Genomic DNA, 14,657 nt, shown 5'->3' with positions numbered 1-14,657 from the left:
CGTCGCCGCCGCCCGGCCCTCACGGCAGGGGCTGCTCGGCCCAGATGACCTTGCCCGCGAGGGTGTAGCGGGTGCCCCAGCGTTCGGCGAGCTGGGCGACGAGAAACAGGCCCCGTCCGCCCTCGTCCATGGTGGTCGCGTACCGCAGATGGGGTGAGGTGCTGCTGCTGTCGGAGACCTCGCAGATCAGGCTGCGGTCGCGCAGTACACGGACGTGGAGGGGACCACTGCCGTAGCGGATCGCGTTGGTGACCAGCTCGCTGAGGATCAGCTCGGTGGTGAACGCCATCTCGTCGAGTCCCCACTCCGCCAGCTGCCGGGTGACCGAGGCGCGCACCTCCCCGACGGCGGCCGGTTCGGACGGCACCTGCCATTCGGCGATGTGCTCGGCGGCGAGTGCGCGGGTGTCCGCGACGATCAGGGCGATGTCGTCGCCCTGCCGGGCCGGGAGGAGGGCGTCGAGCACGGCCCGGCAGGTGTCCTCCGGTGACCCGTCGGCACCGGCCAGGGCGGCGCGCAACAGCTCGAGGCCTTCGTCGATGTCCCGTTCCCGGCCCTCCACCAGCCCGTCCGTGTAGAGGACCAGACGGCTGCCCTCCTCCAACTTGAGCTCGGCCGTCTCGAACGGCAGGCCCCCGAGCCCCAGCGGGGGACCGGCAGGCACCTCGGGGAACTCGACGCTGCCCCCGGGGCGGACCAGCGCCGGTGGCGGATGGCCGGCCCGGGCGACGGTGCACAGCTGGGAGGTCGGGTCGTAGACGGCGTACAGGCAGGTGGCGCCCGTGATCGCGACGTCGCTGTCCGCCGCCGCCTCGTCCAGGTCGATGCGGGCGACCAGCTCGTCGAGGAGCCCGAGGATCTCGTCGGGCGGCAGGTCCAGAGAGGAGAAGTTGTGGACGGCCGTCCGCAGCCGCCCCATCGTGGCCGCCGCGTGCAGCCCGTGCCCGACGACATCGCCCACGACGACGGCGACCCGGAGGCCGGACAGCGGCAGGACGTCGAACCAGTCCCCGCCGACCCCCGCCTGCGCAGGGAGGTAGCGGTAGGCGATGTCCAGGGCGCTCTGCTCGGGCAGGTTGCGCGGCAGCAGACTGCGCTGCAGCGTGACGGCCATGGTGTGCTCGCGCGTGTAGCGGCGCGCGTTGTCGATGGAGACGGCGGCCCGGGCGACGAGTTCCTCGGCGAGGGCCATCTCCTCCTCGTCGAAGGGCTGGGGCTTCTCGGAGCGCCAGAAGTTGACCACGCCCATCACCAGCGAGCCCACCCGCAGCGGCACGGTGATCATCGAGTGGATGCCGTACTCCACGACCTGCGCCGTGCGTTCGAGATCCTGAGCCAGCCACCCGGGAGCCTCTTCGAGCTCGGGCTCGACGACCGCCTCGCCCGTGCGCAGACTGCGGGCCTGCGGCGAGGAGGGAACGAACCGGATCTTCTCGCCCACCGGGTAGAGGGGCGCGTCCTTGCGGATGCCGCTGAAGGCCGTGCGGCGCAGCTCGGTGACCGCTTCCGGGTCCTCCCCGTTCAGCACGGCCTCGGCCAGGTCGACGGCGGCGAAGTCCGCGAAGCGCGGGACGGCCACCTCCGCCAGTGTCTCGGCGGTGCGGGTCACGTCCAGGCTCGTGCCGATGCCCACCCCGGCGTCGTACAGCAGTTTCAGGCGCTCCCGTGCCACCTCGGCCCGGCCGGAGAGCGCGCGCAGCTCGGTCGAGTCACGGAGCGTCGCGACGCTGCCGGGCGGGCCGCCCTGGAGGTCCGTGGGCCGTTGGTTGATGGCCAGCAGCCGGTCCCCGACCAGGTGTACCTCATCCGTGACGACGCGTCCCGAGGCCAGCAGGTCGGCGGTGTCCGTGTCGAGGCCCAGATCGAGGACGTGCCGCCCCTCGGCGTCGGCGGGCAGACCGAGCAGGCGGTGCGCCTCGTCGTTGGCGAGGAGCAGCCGTCCCTCGCCGCCGGCGATGATCACTCCCTCCCGGACGGAGTGCAGCACCGCGTCGTGGTGCTCGTACATGCGGGTCATCTCGTACGGGCCCAGGCCATGGGTCTGGCGCAGCAGCCGTCGGCTCACGAGCGCCGTACCCGCCGTGGCCAGGGCGAGCGCCGCGGCCGCGGCGGCGAGCAGGATGGGCAGCTGCCGGTTCGCGACACCGCCCACGTCGGCGGTGGTGATACCGGCCGACACCATGCCCACGACCTTGCCGTCGGGCGCCTTGATGGGAACGGTGGCCTGCACCAGCGGCCCGATGGTTCCGTTGATCTGCTCGGTGATGGAATGACCGGCCAGCACGGGGGCGGTGTTCCCGACGAACTTCTTTCCGATCCGGTCCGGCTTCGGGTGCGTGTAGCGGATCCCGTCGGTGTTCATCACGACGATGAAGTCCACCTCGGTCTGCTTGCGGGCGGCCTCGGCCTGCGGCTGCAGCACGGCCGTGGGGTTGGCCGCGCGCAGTGCCTCGCGGGTGCCGGGTGCGTTGGCGAACGTCTCGGCCACGGCGAGCGAACGGTTGCGGGCCTCCTGCGTGCTGTCGTGCCGCACTTGCAGCACCAGCGCCACCACCGCGGAGACGACCAGCAGCAGCACGATCACCACCTGCAGCATGAACACCTGGCCCGCCACGCTGCGCCCGCTCAGCGCCGACCGCAGTCCCGCGGCGCGTCCGCGCCGGTCGCGCGGACCGTTGGGGCGAGGGGTCGACCGAGCCCGCGATCGACCCAGGACTCGGACCATGTGCCTATGTCTACACTGCCCGGCGCCCTGAGGCGAGGGGCGTCGTGTGGTGTGACCGGGGCGGTTTTGGCCCGGTGTCCCGGACCACTCGGCGCGCTGCTGTCCGGCTGATCTGGTCGCATCATGGAGGAGGGCTCATTTGCCCGCATTTGCAATCTCTGGTTCATCTCGGCTGTATCTCTGGCTCATTTCGGCGCGGGAGGTTGTCATGCAGACTGCGGACCGTTATCGGCTGACCTTCACCCATCAGGAATCCGGCATCGGCGTCATCACCGACGAGGTGGTCGTCGAACGGACCGATGCCCTCGGGCCGGGCGGAAACCCGGTGTACTCCGACCCCACCGGCATCCTCCGCGCCGAGATCAGCCCGGCGGGTGAGGTACGGATGCTGGCCAGCGGCGGTTATCAGTCTCCACAGGTGCCGACCGCCGAGCCACTGCCCTGACCCTTCGCCCGGGACCTCGACGGACCGGGGGCGGGCCAGGCCAGAACCGTCAGGGCGGAGAGCGTGAGCACGCCGCCGACCAGGAACGTGCCGCGCACTCCGACGACCGGGAGCAGCGCGCCGGCCTCGACATCCCCGCCTCGACCACGACCCTGGCGGACCGCCACGGTCTGGCCCCCTCGTCGGTCTCGGCCCATCTGTCGGTGCTGCGCGCGGCGGGACTGCTGGTGTCGCACCGACGGGGCCACCGCGTCCGCTACGAGCGCACGGCGCTGGGGGAGGCGCCGGCAGCCGGGGCCCGATGAGCTACCAGGCGCCCTTGGAGGTGACGGTGAAGTGCGCCCCGTAGGGATCGGTCAGGATCGCCTCCGTCGAGCCGACCCCCTGCTGGTGGGCTGTGCCACCGTGAGCGCGCGCGGCCCGCGCGCAGGCCTCCACGTCGGCGACGGCGAAGTGGATCTGCCAGTGCGGTCTGATCGTCGGGTCGGGTGCCGCCTCCACCGCGCCCGAGTGGATGCGGGCCACCACCTCGCCCTGGCTGCGCAGCACGACCTCGTTGTCCTCGTAGCGGACCTCGCAGGACCCGGGGGTCTTGGTCGCCCACTCCAGAACCTCGGCGTAGAAGATGGCGGCGTCGAAGGCGTCGCGGGTGTGCAGCCGTACGAAGACCGGTGCCGCGCGGCGCCACTCCTCCCAGTCGGCCACCAGCTCGCCCTCCCAGATGCCGAAGACCGCTCCGTCCCGGTCGGCCAGCAGCGCGGCCCGCCCCGGCGGGAACGAGAGCGGTCCCACCGCGGTCGTTCCGCCGCGCTCCTGGCTGCGGGCCACGGTCTCGTCCGCGCTGGGCACGGCGAAATAGGGGGTCCACGTGGCCCTCTTCGGGCCGGTGGCCATCGCCGAGACACCCGCGACCGGTACCCCGTTGACCCGCGCGAACATGTAGTGCTCGCCCAACCTGCCCCTGCGCCACTCCCAGCCCAGTACGGCGTGGTAGAAATCCTGCGCGCCCTGCAGATCGCGTGTGGTCAGGCTGACCCAGCAGGGCGCGCCGAATACCGAGTGACTGGAGAGAACCGCACGGTCGAGTGTTCCGTCGCTCTTCATCGCTGTACCGTCCTGACCTCACTGGCCGGCAGCGGTTGGACACCGGTGCCCCGGGACGTCGGTGGCGTGCGGTACGCCTCCGCCCAGCCGACAGAGGCCTTCCGCTCCGGAAGGCCTCCGACGACGTCAGGAGCACCTGCGGATCCGCTGTCCCATCAGGTCCAGCATCCCCCGCCTCGGCGTCCCACGCACCATACGAGGGCGTATGCGGGTAAACGCGGGCAAAAACTGGAGCTATCCGCGGGGCCGCTCGAAGGTCAGGAGCAGCCCCTCGACCGCGCCGGGGCCTATGCGGCCCTTGACGTCGGCGGAGGTGATGGCCTTGAGCGCCCAGCCGTCCTCGGCGTGCTTGTTCAGGACCTTCTCCAGCTTGTCGCTGTCCAGCGCGTCGCCGATCAGCGACTCCCGGAAGGTGACGACCTTGTACTCGTACGTGTAAGGGCTGCTCATGGCTGCGGGGTTCTCCTGCGGGTCGGTCGGCATGGCCGGGGCCCACCCAATCACTGTTCTTCGCCGTGGCACAGGGGAGGGTCCGGTTCGTACGGATACCGTAGTTCGAAGCTTCATGAAGGATCGGTCCGGGACACGGGACACGGGAAACGGACCGGCCGGGCGGAGGTGGCTCATGGAAAAGCCACGGACCGGCGCCCACATACGCGCCACCGGAGACATCTCCGGCAGGAACGCGGCCGACGGCTTCGCGCAGCTGCGGACGTGCGACTTCGGCTACCTCGACGAGGGCGGCCACGCCTACCTCGACCACGTGGCTTCGGTGGCTTCAGCGGACGAGCGTGGCTGCACGCCCGCAGCATGCCAGGGGCGCCGCACCGCGTGGTCTACCAGGGCGCCGCGAACCCCGGCGACCGGGCCGGTTCCGGGCGGTGGACGCCACGCGGCCGGTACTCCAGCCGGTCCGCCACCCCCACCAGATCCGCCGGCAGCCATACGATCGCGAGCCACATCTCGGTGCCCTGCAGCCCCGGCTTTTGCCCCGGACCCGAGCCGCCCTCGCCCGCCGGGCCGAACCCGAATCCGGCGCCGGGCGTCGGTCGAGGTGCGTCGTAGCGTGGTGCGCGGTAAAGGTGCAATCACATGACGGCCGACCCCTGGTGAGGCGATGTGTTGGAGTGCGACGGCCGACCTGGCAGCCGGTGCCGGGATCGCCGCGGTCGGAGTGGCCTGTGTGACCCGGGCTCGACGGGTCCGCGATCTCCCGCTGGCGGCGCTGCCGTTGTTCCTCGGGGCTCATCAGATCGTCGAGTCCATGGTCTGGGGCTCCGGCGGGGGCACGGGCCCCGTCACCGTCACCTGGGCCGTCATCGCACTGCCGCTCCTGGTGGTGTGGGTGCCCGCCGGTGTGCTGTGCGCGGCACCCGGGCATGCCCGGCGTCGGCTCACGGTCCCGTCGGCGATCGGCGTCGCGACCGCCGTGACCCTCGCGTACGCGCTCGCGACCCGTCCCGTGCGGGCCGAGATCCGCGGCCACACCCTTGGCTACGCCGTCCATCTGGCCCACCCGGAACTGCTCGTCGCGGGCTATCTCCTGGCCACTCTCGGTTCCCTCCTGCTCTCCGGCGACCGCGGACTCGTGCTGCTCGGTGTGCTGATGGGCGCGGGCGCGGTGATCTGCTGGGCGCTGTGGGAGCTGAAGTTCGTGTCGACCTGGTGCGCCTTCGCCGCGGTGTGTTCGGTGGCGCTGTTCGGCTGGGTGCACCGACGACCGGAGGTGCCGGCGCGGGAGGGTGACTGCACCCCGCTCGAAGGCTGAGACCACCGACGGCGTTCACCCGATCGATTGAACGCGGGTTCCACCGCCTGCGCGTCGTCCGCTCGGTACGGACGACGCGGTGGGCCTGCGGGCGGCGCCGGAATCGCCACTGACCATGGCGCCGAGGCCCTTCGGACGGACGTACGGTCCGGACGGGGACCGGCAACCCTTCGGCGATGGCCTGGCCGCCCACTTCAAGGAGTCGGCGTCGGCGGGGCGGTGACCAGGGCTGCCCCGGTGGACCGGCGTGCCCCCGCACGGGGGGCACGCCGGCTAACCCTCGAACGGGGGGCCGTGCTCGCTGTTCGAGGGCTGTCAGAGGGCGGGCTGCCGCAGCACGGCGACGTCCCGGGGGGAGAGGACGACGGTGCCGTCGTCGTCCGCCCGGCCGACCAGAAGATCCCCGGCGAGTCCGGTCAGTGGCACCGTCCCGTCGGTCCGGTTGACCAGGAACAGGTAGCGGCTGTCGGCGTCCCGGCGCACGATCAGCTCGACGCTTCCCCGCGCGCCGTCCGGCAGTTCACTGTCGACACCGGCCGGGGCGAGCAGCTTCGGCAGCAGCGCGGTGAGACCGTCCGAGCCGAGCCGGGTGGAGACGTACGCGGCCGAGCCCTGGCCCGACGGGCGACGGGTGACGGCGGGGCGGTCGGCGTACGTACCGGCACGGTAGTGGGCCAGCACCTCCACCGCCGGGTCGGTGACGCTGATCCGGTCGGTCCACAGGCTGCCCGTGGAGAGCCCGTCCACGCCGTCCACGTCGACGTCGACCGTGTGGCCGTCGAGCAGCGGGCCGAACTCCTCGATGCGGATGCCGAGCAGGTCGCGCAGGGCTCCCGGGTAGCCGCCGAGCCAGATGTGGTCGTTCTCGTCGACGACACCGGAGAAGTACGTGGTGACCAGGTGGCCGCCGTTCTCGGCGTACCGGGTGAGCTCCTTGGCCAGCGCGGCCGGCATGACGTGGAGGACCGGGGTGATCAGGACCTGGTAGCGGTCGAGTTCGGTCTGCGTGGTGACGACATCGGCCCGGATGCCGAGGGCGAGGAGCGCGGAGTACCAGTCCAGTGCCTCCTGCCGGTAGCTGAGCTGGGCGGTGGGGTGGGAGTCCTGCTCGCTCGCCCACCACGAGTCCCAGTCGAAGACGATGCCGACCCGGGCCGGCTCACGCTCGGTGCCGGCGACCGGAGCGAGCGTCTTGAGGGTCTGTCCGAGGCCGGTCACCGCGCGGAAGACCTCGCTGTCGGCTCCGGCGTGCGGCACCATCGCCGAGTGGTACTTCTCGGCGCCGGCCGCCGACTGGCGCCACTGGAAGAAGCACACGGCGTCGGCGCCGTGCGCGACGTGCACCAGCGAGTCACGGGCGAGGTCGCCCGGCCGCTTGGCCACGTTGATCGGCTGCCAGTTCACGGCGCTGGTGGAGTGCTCCATGAGGAACCAGGGACGTCCCTGCGCGATGCCGCTGACGAGGTTGGCGGAGAAGGACAGCTCGTCGCGGTCCTGCGGGCCGGGCACCACGTAGTGGTCGTTGGAGACGAAGTCGATCTCGGCGGCCCAGTCGGCGTAGTTCATGCCCTTGGTGTTGCCCATCACCATGAAGTTGGTGGTGACCGGAACGTCGGGCGTGAGCTCGCGCAGCACGTCCCGCTCCGCGCGCAGATAGTCCTTCAGCACGTCGGAGGAGAAGCGCTTGAAGTCCAGCTGCTGGGTGGGGTTCGGGTGGGAGGCGGCCAGCCGGGGCGGCAGGATCTGCTCCCAGTCGCTGTAGCGCTGGGACCAGAACGCCGTGCCCCAGGCATGGTTGAGGGCGTCGAGCGTCGTGTAGCGGGCGCGCAGCCAGTCGCGGAAGGCGCGGGCGGCGTCGTCGGAGTAGTCGTAGACGTTGTGGCAGCCCAGCTCGTTGGAGACGTGCCAGGCCACCAGCGCGGGATGGTTCGCGTACCGCTCGGCCATCTTCCGCACCAGGCGCAGCGCGTACTCGCGGAAGACGGGCGAGGTGGGACGCCAGTGCTGGCGCGCCCCGGGCCACAGCGTCTCACCGGAGGCGGTCACCGGAAGGATCTCCGGATGCGCCGTGCTGAGCCAGGGCGGCGGGGAGGCGGTGGCGGTGGCCAGGTCGACCCCGATGCCTCCCGCGTGCAGCAGGTCCATGACCTCGTCGAGCCAGCCGAAGTCCCACTCGTTCTCGGCGGGCTGGATACGGGCCCAGGAGAAGATCGCCACGGAGACGATGTTGACGCCCGCCTCCCGCATGAGCCGGATGTCCTCCTCCCACACCTCGCGCGGCCACTGCTCCGGGTTGTAGTCGGCGCCGTAGGCGAGGCGGGGGGTGGGATCACCGTCCGGCCCGTGCCGCAACTGGGACAGGAGGGTGGAGATCATGGTGGTCCTTCCGGTGCGCTGCACGGGGTGGTGCGAGGTGCGTGGTGGGGCGGTGGTGATGTTCGAGTGGCGGCTCCGAGTGGCCACTCCTGAGCGTCTGCTCCTGAGTGGCCACTCGTGGGCTGTTACTCGTAGGCGTTACTCGTGAGCGGTGACTACTTGACGGTGAAGCCCTGCTCGTTGCCGTACTTGACGGAGGCGTCCTGCCAGGACTTCAGGCCGGCGGCCAGCTTGGTGCTCGAGACGTACGCCTTGCCGACGGTGTCGTTGAAGATCGAGTTGGCGTACTGCTGGAAGGGCAGGTACGACCAGTCGGAGGCGACGTTGGCCGCGGACTCGGCGAAGATCTGGTTGGCCTTCTGCCCGCCGAAGTACTTGAACTCCTTGTTCTGGAACGAGGAGGACTGGAGCTCCGCCTTGGTCGCCGGGAAGGCGCCCTGGTCGATGCGGGTCTGGACACCGGCGCCGGAGTTGGCGTACTCGACGAACGCGTAGGCGAGTTCCTTGTTCTTGCCCAGCGTGGGCAGCGCCAGGGAGCTGCCGCCGTTCTCCGCGCTCGCCTTCTCGCCCGTGGCCCACTGCGGCATCGGAGCCGCCCGCCAGTCACCGGAGGCGCTCGGCACGCCGGTGACGAAGTTGGCGGGCATCCAGGCGCCGGTGGTCAGGGTGGCGATGGTGCCGTCGCCGAGCCCCTTGTACCAGTCGTCGGTCCAGCCGTTGATGGGCGCGAGGAGCTTCTCGTCGATGAGCTTCTGCCAGGTGTCGGTGTACTTCTTGGCGCCCGCGTCCTCGAAGTTGACCGTCACCTTGGTGCCGTCGACCTTGTAGGGGCGCGAACCGGCCTGCCACAGCATGCTGGTGGTGAAGCCCGCGTCGCCGGCGTCGTTGGCGATGTAGACCTTGGGGTCGGCCTTGTGCAGCTTGCTGGCCGCCTGGACGTACTCGTCCCAGGTGGTCGGGACCGCGATCTTGTACTTGTCGAAGACCTTCTTGTTGTAGAACATCGCCATGGGGCCGGAGTCCATCGGCAGGCCGTAGACCTTGGCACCGTCGCTCACGGCGTTCCACGGACCCGGGGTGTACTTGGCGGCGAGCTTGTCGGCGCCGAACGGGGCCAGGTCGGAGAGGCCCTTGGTGAGGGAGTACTGCCCCAGCGCGAAGTACTCGACCTGCGCGACGTCGGGGACGCCCTTCCCGGCCGAGATGGCGTTCGACAGGGCGGTGTAGTGCTTGTCGCCGGACCGCTCGCTGACGAGGTTGATCTTGACCTTGGGGTACTTCTTCTCGAAGTCCGCGGCGACCGTCTTGAGCGTGGGCTCCCAGGCCCAGACCGTGACCGTGCCGCCCTTCTTGAGGGCCGCCTGGACGTCCCCGGCGGAGACCGCCTTCTGGCTGGAGCTGTCGTTGCCGGAGCCGCCGCAGGCGGTCGCCCCCAGGGCGAGGGTGGAGAGGAGAGCGAGGCCGCGCAGCAGGCGGCCGGTGGTTCTGCGCATGGAGGTGCTTCCACTTCTTTGTGGGCGGGACAGGGCGAGGGTGAAAGAGGTGACGCTGAGGGGGGTGGGGCTGAGGGGGGTGGGGCCAGGGGTGGAGTTACTCCTTGACGCTTCCGGCGGCGAGCCCGGACTGCCAGTACTTCTGCAGCAGCAGGAACGCGGCGATCAGCGGCACGATGGTGAGCAGCGAACCGGTGATCACCAGGTTGAAGATCACGTCGCCACCGATCGTCTGGGCCTGGGAGTTCCAGGCGTCCAGGCCCAGGGTCAGGGGGTACCAGTTCGGGTCCTTGAGCATGATCAGCGGCAGGAAGTAGTTGTTCCAGGTCGCGACCGTGGTGAACAGCAGAACGGTCACGGTGCCGGGGGCGAGCAGCGGCAGGGCGACCTGGAAGAAGGTGCGCAGCTCGCTCGCTCCGTCGATGCGGGCGGCCTCCATCAGTTCGGTGGGGATGGCCTCGGTGGCGAAGACCCACATCAGATACAGACCGAAGGGCGACACGAGTGAGGGGATGATCACCGCCCACGGTGTGTCCGTCAGCCCCATCTTGCTGAACATCAGGAAGGTGGGCACCGCCAGGGCGGTGCCCGGGACGGCGACGGCACCGATGACCACGGCGAAGACGGCGCGCTTTCCGGGGAAGGTGAACTTCGCCAGCGCGTAGCCGCCCAGGATCGCCAGGAGGGTCGCGCCGCCGGCGCCGAGCACGACGTACAGCAGGGTGTTCAGCAGCCAGCGGACGAAGATGCCGTCGTGGTACGTGAACGTCTGGCTGATGTTGTCCCAGAGGGCGAAGTCGTGGCTGAACCACAGTCCGGACGAGTCGGCGAGCCCTTTCTGGGTCTTGGTGGCGCTGATGACCAGCCACACCAGGGGCACCACGGCGTAGAGCATGATCAGGCCGGTGAGCACGGTCAGCAGAACGCTGCGCTTGGGGCGCCCGGGAACATGCTTGCGGCGGGTGCGCAGTCGGGGTGCGCTCTTGGTACCGCCGCCGGCCTGAGCGGGTGCGGACTGGGAGGCGGTGGTGACGGGACTGCTCGTGCTGCTCATCGGGTCACGCTCCCTTGCGCATGCCGCGGAGCTGCACGACATAGGCGATGACCATGGTGATCAGCCCCATGATGATGGCGACCGCCGCGGAGTAGTTGTGCTGCTGGCCGTTGAAGGACAGCGAGTATGTGTAGTAGTTCGGGGTGTAGTCCGTCGTGATGGCGTTGCGCGCCAGCGGCCGCAGGATGCTCGGCTCGTTGAAGAGCTGGAAACTGCCGATGATCGAGAAGATCGTCGCGATGACGAGGGCGCCGCGGATGGCGGGGAGCTTGATGGCCGTGATGATGCGGAGCTGCCCGGCGCCGTCGATCTCCGCGGCCTCGTACAGCGAGCTCGGGACGACCCGCAGCGCGGAGTAGAAGATCAGCATGTTGTAGCCGACGAACTCCCAGGTGACGATGTTGCCGATCGACGCCAGGACCAGGTTGGTGGAGAGCGGGTCGGGCAGGGTGACGTTGAAGGCATCGTTGATGTCGCCCACCAGGCCGAACCGGGTGCCGTACATGAAGCCCCACATGAGGGTGGCGACCACGGCGGGCACCGCGTACGGCAGGAAGATCGAGATCCGGAAGAAGTCCCTGCCGTACAGCCGTCCGCTGTCCAGCACGAGGGCCACCAGCAGGGCGATGCCCAGCATGATCGGCACCTGCACCAGCAGGAAGAGCGACACTCGTTCCAGCGAGGACCAGAACTGGTCGTCCTGCAGGGCCTGCGTGTAGTTGTCCAGGCCGACGAAGGACGTGCCGCCGATGAGCTTGTCGCGGAAGAGGCTGAGATAGATCGAATACGCGATCGGAGCCAGGAAGACGAAGGCGAAGACCACCGCGAAGGGGCCGATGAACCCCCACCCTGTCCAGGAGCGGCGGTCCCGCTTGGCCGGAGGCCTCTCCGGGCGCCGTGCCACGGCCGCAGGGGGTTGAAGCGTCGTCATGTCGTTCCTCGCTCGTCCATCTCGGAACCGGCGTTTCGCGCCGTCGCGATGTTTACGTAAACATGTCGTCCCCGGAACTGTCGAGGGCTGTTATGTTTACGTAAACATCTGATGGCGGCATGTCTACACTGCGCCAATGTCGGTGGTCAAGGGTCGTCTGACGAAACTACGACCTGGGTAACAAAGGAGACGGGTGGACACTGCGGACAGCGCTTCGACGGGCACGGAACGGGCCCGCGCGCGCAAGGGAAAACGGGCGGTGCGTCGCACGCAGACCGCGTCCATGGCGGATGTCGCACGCCTGGCGGGCGTCTCCTCGCAGACCGTCTCCCGCGTGTCCAACGGTTACGCGGGTGTGAACGAGGAGACCCGGCAGCAGGTGCTCGCGGCCATGAAGGAGCTGGGCTACCGGCCCAACAGTGCCGCCCGGGCTCTGAAGCGCGGTGAGTTCCGCACCATCGGCGTCATCACCTTCAACCTCTCCACCACGGGCAACATGCGCACCCTGGAGGCGATCGCCACTTCCGCCGCGCAGGAGGGGTACGCCGTCACGCTGCTGCCGGTCGCCGTCCCCACCCAGGACGAGGTGCGCGGCGCCTTCTCCCGGCTCGGGGAGCTCGCCGTCGACGCCGTCATCGCCATCATGGAGGTGCACCTGCTCGACGCGGCGACCATCTCCCTGCCCCCGCACGTCCAGGTCGTCGTCGCCGACTCGGACGCGGGCGACCGTTATGCCGTGGTCGACACCGACCAGGCCGGCGGAGCCCGCGCCGTCGTACGGCACCTGCTGGACCTCGGCCATCGCACGGTCTGGCATCTGGCCGGTCCCGAGGAGTCCTTCGCGGCACAGCGCCGCGCCGACGCCTGGCGCGACGCACTGACCGAGGCGGGCCGCGTCGTGCCGCCCGTCGTGCGCGGCGACTGGTCGGCGGAGTCCGGTTACCGCGCGGGCCTGCGACTCGCCGAGGAGCGCGACTGTACGGCGGTGTTCGCCGCCAACGACCAGATGGCGCTGGGGCTCATGAGGGCCCTGCACGAGCGCGGCCGGAAGATCCCCGACGACGTCAGCGTCATCGGCTTCGACGACATCCCCGAGGCCGGCTCCTTCCTGCCGCCGCTGACCACGGTTCACCAGGACTTCGCCGAGGTGGGGCGCCTCTGCGTCGATGGCGTCCTGCGGCGGATGCGCCACGGCGGCCCGGAACACGGCACCACGCTCGTCCCCACCAAACTCGTGGTGCGCGACAGCACCGCACCGCCCCCGGCCCCCGTGGACGCGTAGCTCCGCCGAGGCCGTGCTCGCCGGTGGCCGAGACGGCCAGGAACCGGATGGGCAGGTCCAGCAGGTCCAGCAGTTCCCGCGGACCGTGGGCGCCTTCGCCGTCGAGGTGGAGGGTGCCGCTGGGGCACGTTATGCGCCTCGCCGTGGCAGTGGACCAGGGTGCCTTCGAGCATGTACAGCGGCTCGGTACCGGGGTGCTGGAAGAGCGGGAAGGCTTCGCTGGACTCGGTGAGGGGGCCCAGGGCCGCCTCGATGCGCTTGCGCGCGGCGTCGAGGAGGCTCGTACGCGGGGCGTCGAGGAGCTCGTAGAGGTGGCCTACGCGGCTGCCCCGCCGCACGATCCGCGCTCCGTGCCCGCCGAGGCGTTCCCGGTCTCCGCCGGGGTGCCGGGGACCGGATCGGAGGTCGGATCGGGTATCGGGTGATCGAGGACCTGGGTGACCGCCGCGTGATCGTCTCGCGGCGGTTCGGCTCCCCATCGCGCGAGGCCCGCTCTCCTCCGCCGTCGTCACCGTTGTGCGGCGGGGACGCCTGGACGCGGTGCCCGCCACCGTCAACGTGATGTCTCCGCTCGGCCCGCACCGCGCACTTCGCCGCGGTCGACCATGCCGAGGCCGGACGCCGTCCCCGAGCGGGACGTACGGCACGACATGAGCGGCGGCCCGCTGGAGGGCGAGCCGTGGGGTGTCGCCTTCGGCCGCGACCCCGGATGTTTCGGGCCACAAGGATGGGTAAAGCAGTCGATGTGGAGCGAATCGGTCATATCGTAAATCAGCTATATGATGATGATCGGGCAGGTTGGTTTCGACTTCTCCGTCACGTCCTCCTTCCACTTCCTCTGGCTGGAGCCACAGGGCCACCACCTGTGCACGGAGCGTGCTCGGCGCGGGCGAGAACCTCAACGAGCATGTAGTGGGCGGCGGTTGGGGCCTCCGCGCGCGGCGCCAAGGTCGCCCGCGCTGTGCGGACTCCGACCGACGACACGTCGTCCGTTCCCGCCCCGAGACCGGGCCCGACCGGGAAAGGCGAGGAACAGCGAGGAACAGCAAGGAAAGGCGAGGACACCATGAACGACACTCCGTCATCCGTCGGCTCGACTGCTGGACAGGTCTCGTCATCGGACCTGGTGCAGGTCGTCCTGGACGCTTGCTCCGCCGCGGACGCGGACACCGTGTTCCGCGCACTGGACACCCGCTTCATGTCGGAAGGCGGCGGCGACGCGCCACGACAGGACACGACTGCCCACCCCGACACCTGGACCGGAGCCTTCCTCGTCTCGCGCAGCGCCGCGCTCCCGCCGGACCTTTCCCTGGCCGGTTCCGTCACCGCTGACCTCCAGGGCGGTCCCGTGGCAGTGAATCGGCTGCGGGAGACCCTCGCGTCGGCGTTCGCCGTCCAGGTGTCCGGATCGACCTCCGGTGACCAGGAGGTCGACATACAACTCAGGCTCACAAGCGCGGCCGCCTGACGCGAGGGCCT

General features: G+C 70.1%; 12 protein-coding genes and 2 pseudogenes. 6 read left to right on the top strand and 8 right to left on the bottom strand.

Going from position 1 to position 14,657, the window contains the following annotated elements; all coding sequences use genetic code 11:
• Positions 1–19: 19 nt before the first annotated feature.
• Positions 20–2,725 carry a SpoIIE family protein phosphatase gene (locus tag OG747_RS02130; RefSeq protein ID WP_405877216.1) on the bottom strand — a complete coding sequence of 902 codons (2,706 nt, stop codon included), beginning with the start codon at positions 2,723–2,725 and terminating at the stop codon, positions 20–22.
• A 208-nt stretch (positions 2,726–2,933) separates the two neighbouring features.
• Between OG747_RS02130 and OG747_RS02125 the strand changes: the two genes are divergently transcribed.
• Together OG747_RS02125 and OG747_RS02120 are read left to right on the top strand one after the other, a co-directional pair.
• Positions 2,934–3,170, top strand: a complete 237-nt coding sequence (locus OG747_RS02125) for a DUF6296 family protein (RefSeq protein WP_405877214.1) — start codon at positions 2,934–2,936, stop codon at positions 3,168–3,170.
• Between the two features lie 122 nt (positions 3,171–3,292).
• Positions 3,293–3,475, top strand: a pseudogene (locus tag OG747_RS02120) (ArsR/SmtB family transcription factor); the annotation flags it as partial.
• A gap of 1 nt (position 3,476) precedes the next feature.
• Here OG747_RS02120 and OG747_RS02115 read toward each other — a convergent pair.
• The 3 genes and pseudogenes from OG747_RS02115 to OG747_RS02105 form a co-directional block, all read right to left on the bottom strand.
• Positions 3,477–4,274: a VOC family protein gene (locus tag OG747_RS02115; protein ID WP_405877212.1), complete on the bottom strand. Its 798-nt coding sequence runs from the start codon at positions 4,272–4,274 to the stop codon at positions 3,477–3,479.
• Between the two features lie 234 nt (positions 4,275–4,508).
• On the bottom strand, positions 4,509–4,724 hold the full coding sequence (locus OG747_RS02110) for a DUF4177 domain-containing protein (protein ID WP_363297899.1): 216 nt from the start codon (positions 4,722–4,724) through the stop codon (positions 4,509–4,511).
• A gap of 386 nt (positions 4,725–5,110) precedes the next feature.
• Positions 5,111–5,314, bottom strand: a pseudogene (locus OG747_RS02105) (acyltransferase); the annotation flags it as partial.
• 77 nt (positions 5,315–5,391) lie between these two features.
• On the opposite strand from OG747_RS02105, the gene OG747_RS02100 reads away from it, so the two are divergent.
• Positions 5,392–6,042: a DUF6629 family protein gene (locus tag OG747_RS02100; protein ID WP_405877210.1), complete on the top strand. Its 651-nt coding sequence runs from the start codon at positions 5,392–5,394 to the stop codon at positions 6,040–6,042.
• Between the two features lie 315 nt (positions 6,043–6,357).
• On the opposite strand, the gene OG747_RS02095 is transcribed toward OG747_RS02100, so the two are convergent.
• From OG747_RS02095 to OG747_RS02080, 4 genes are all read right to left on the bottom strand, one after another.
• Entirely contained in the window at positions 6,358–8,418 is a 2,061-nt protein-coding gene (locus tag OG747_RS02095; RefSeq protein WP_405885416.1) for a beta-galactosidase, read from the bottom strand.
• A gap of 155 nt (positions 8,419–8,573) precedes the next feature.
• Positions 8,574–9,911 carry an ABC transporter substrate-binding protein gene (locus tag OG747_RS02090; protein WP_405877208.1) on the bottom strand — a complete coding sequence of 446 codons (1,338 nt, stop codon included), beginning with the start codon at positions 9,909–9,911 and terminating at the stop codon, positions 8,574–8,576.
• A 97-nt stretch (positions 9,912–10,008) separates the two neighbouring features.
• Positions 10,009–10,965, bottom strand: coding sequence for a carbohydrate ABC transporter permease (locus tag OG747_RS02085; RefSeq protein ID WP_405877206.1), 957 nt, complete (start codon positions 10,963–10,965; stop codon positions 10,009–10,011).
• Positions 10,966–10,969: 4 nt separating this feature from the next.
• A complete protein-coding gene (locus OG747_RS02080; protein WP_405877204.1) occupies positions 10,970–11,896 on the bottom strand; it encodes a carbohydrate ABC transporter permease in 927 nt (308 codons plus the stop codon).
• A gap of 193 nt (positions 11,897–12,089) precedes the next feature.
• Between OG747_RS02080 and OG747_RS02075 the strand changes: the two genes are divergently transcribed.
• The 3 genes from OG747_RS02075 (at position 12,090) to OG747_RS02065 (ending at position 14,646) form a co-directional block, all read left to right on the top strand.
• A complete protein-coding gene (locus OG747_RS02075) occupies positions 12,090–13,178 on the top strand; it encodes a LacI family DNA-binding transcriptional regulator (RefSeq protein WP_405877202.1) in 1,089 nt (362 codons plus the stop codon).
• Between the two features lie 143 nt (positions 13,179–13,321).
• A complete protein-coding gene (locus OG747_RS02070) occupies positions 13,322–13,603 on the top strand; it encodes a hypothetical protein (RefSeq protein ID WP_405877200.1) in 282 nt (93 codons plus the stop codon).
• A 641-nt stretch (positions 13,604–14,244) separates the two neighbouring features.
• Complete coding sequence (locus tag OG747_RS02065) at positions 14,245–14,646, top strand: hypothetical protein (RefSeq protein ID WP_405886071.1); 402 nt, start codon at positions 14,245–14,247, stop codon at positions 14,644–14,646.
• Positions 14,647–14,657: the final 11 nt, after the last annotated feature.

The sequence above is a fragment of the Streptomyces sp. NBC_01384 genome, from assembly GCF_045040035.1.
In the GTDB taxonomy this organism is placed as follows: domain Bacteria; phylum Actinomycetota; class Actinomycetes; order Streptomycetales; family Streptomycetaceae; genus Streptomyces.
The sequence above is the reverse complement of the archived record's forward strand: the minus strand, read 5'-3'. Positions and strand labels throughout refer to the sequence as shown.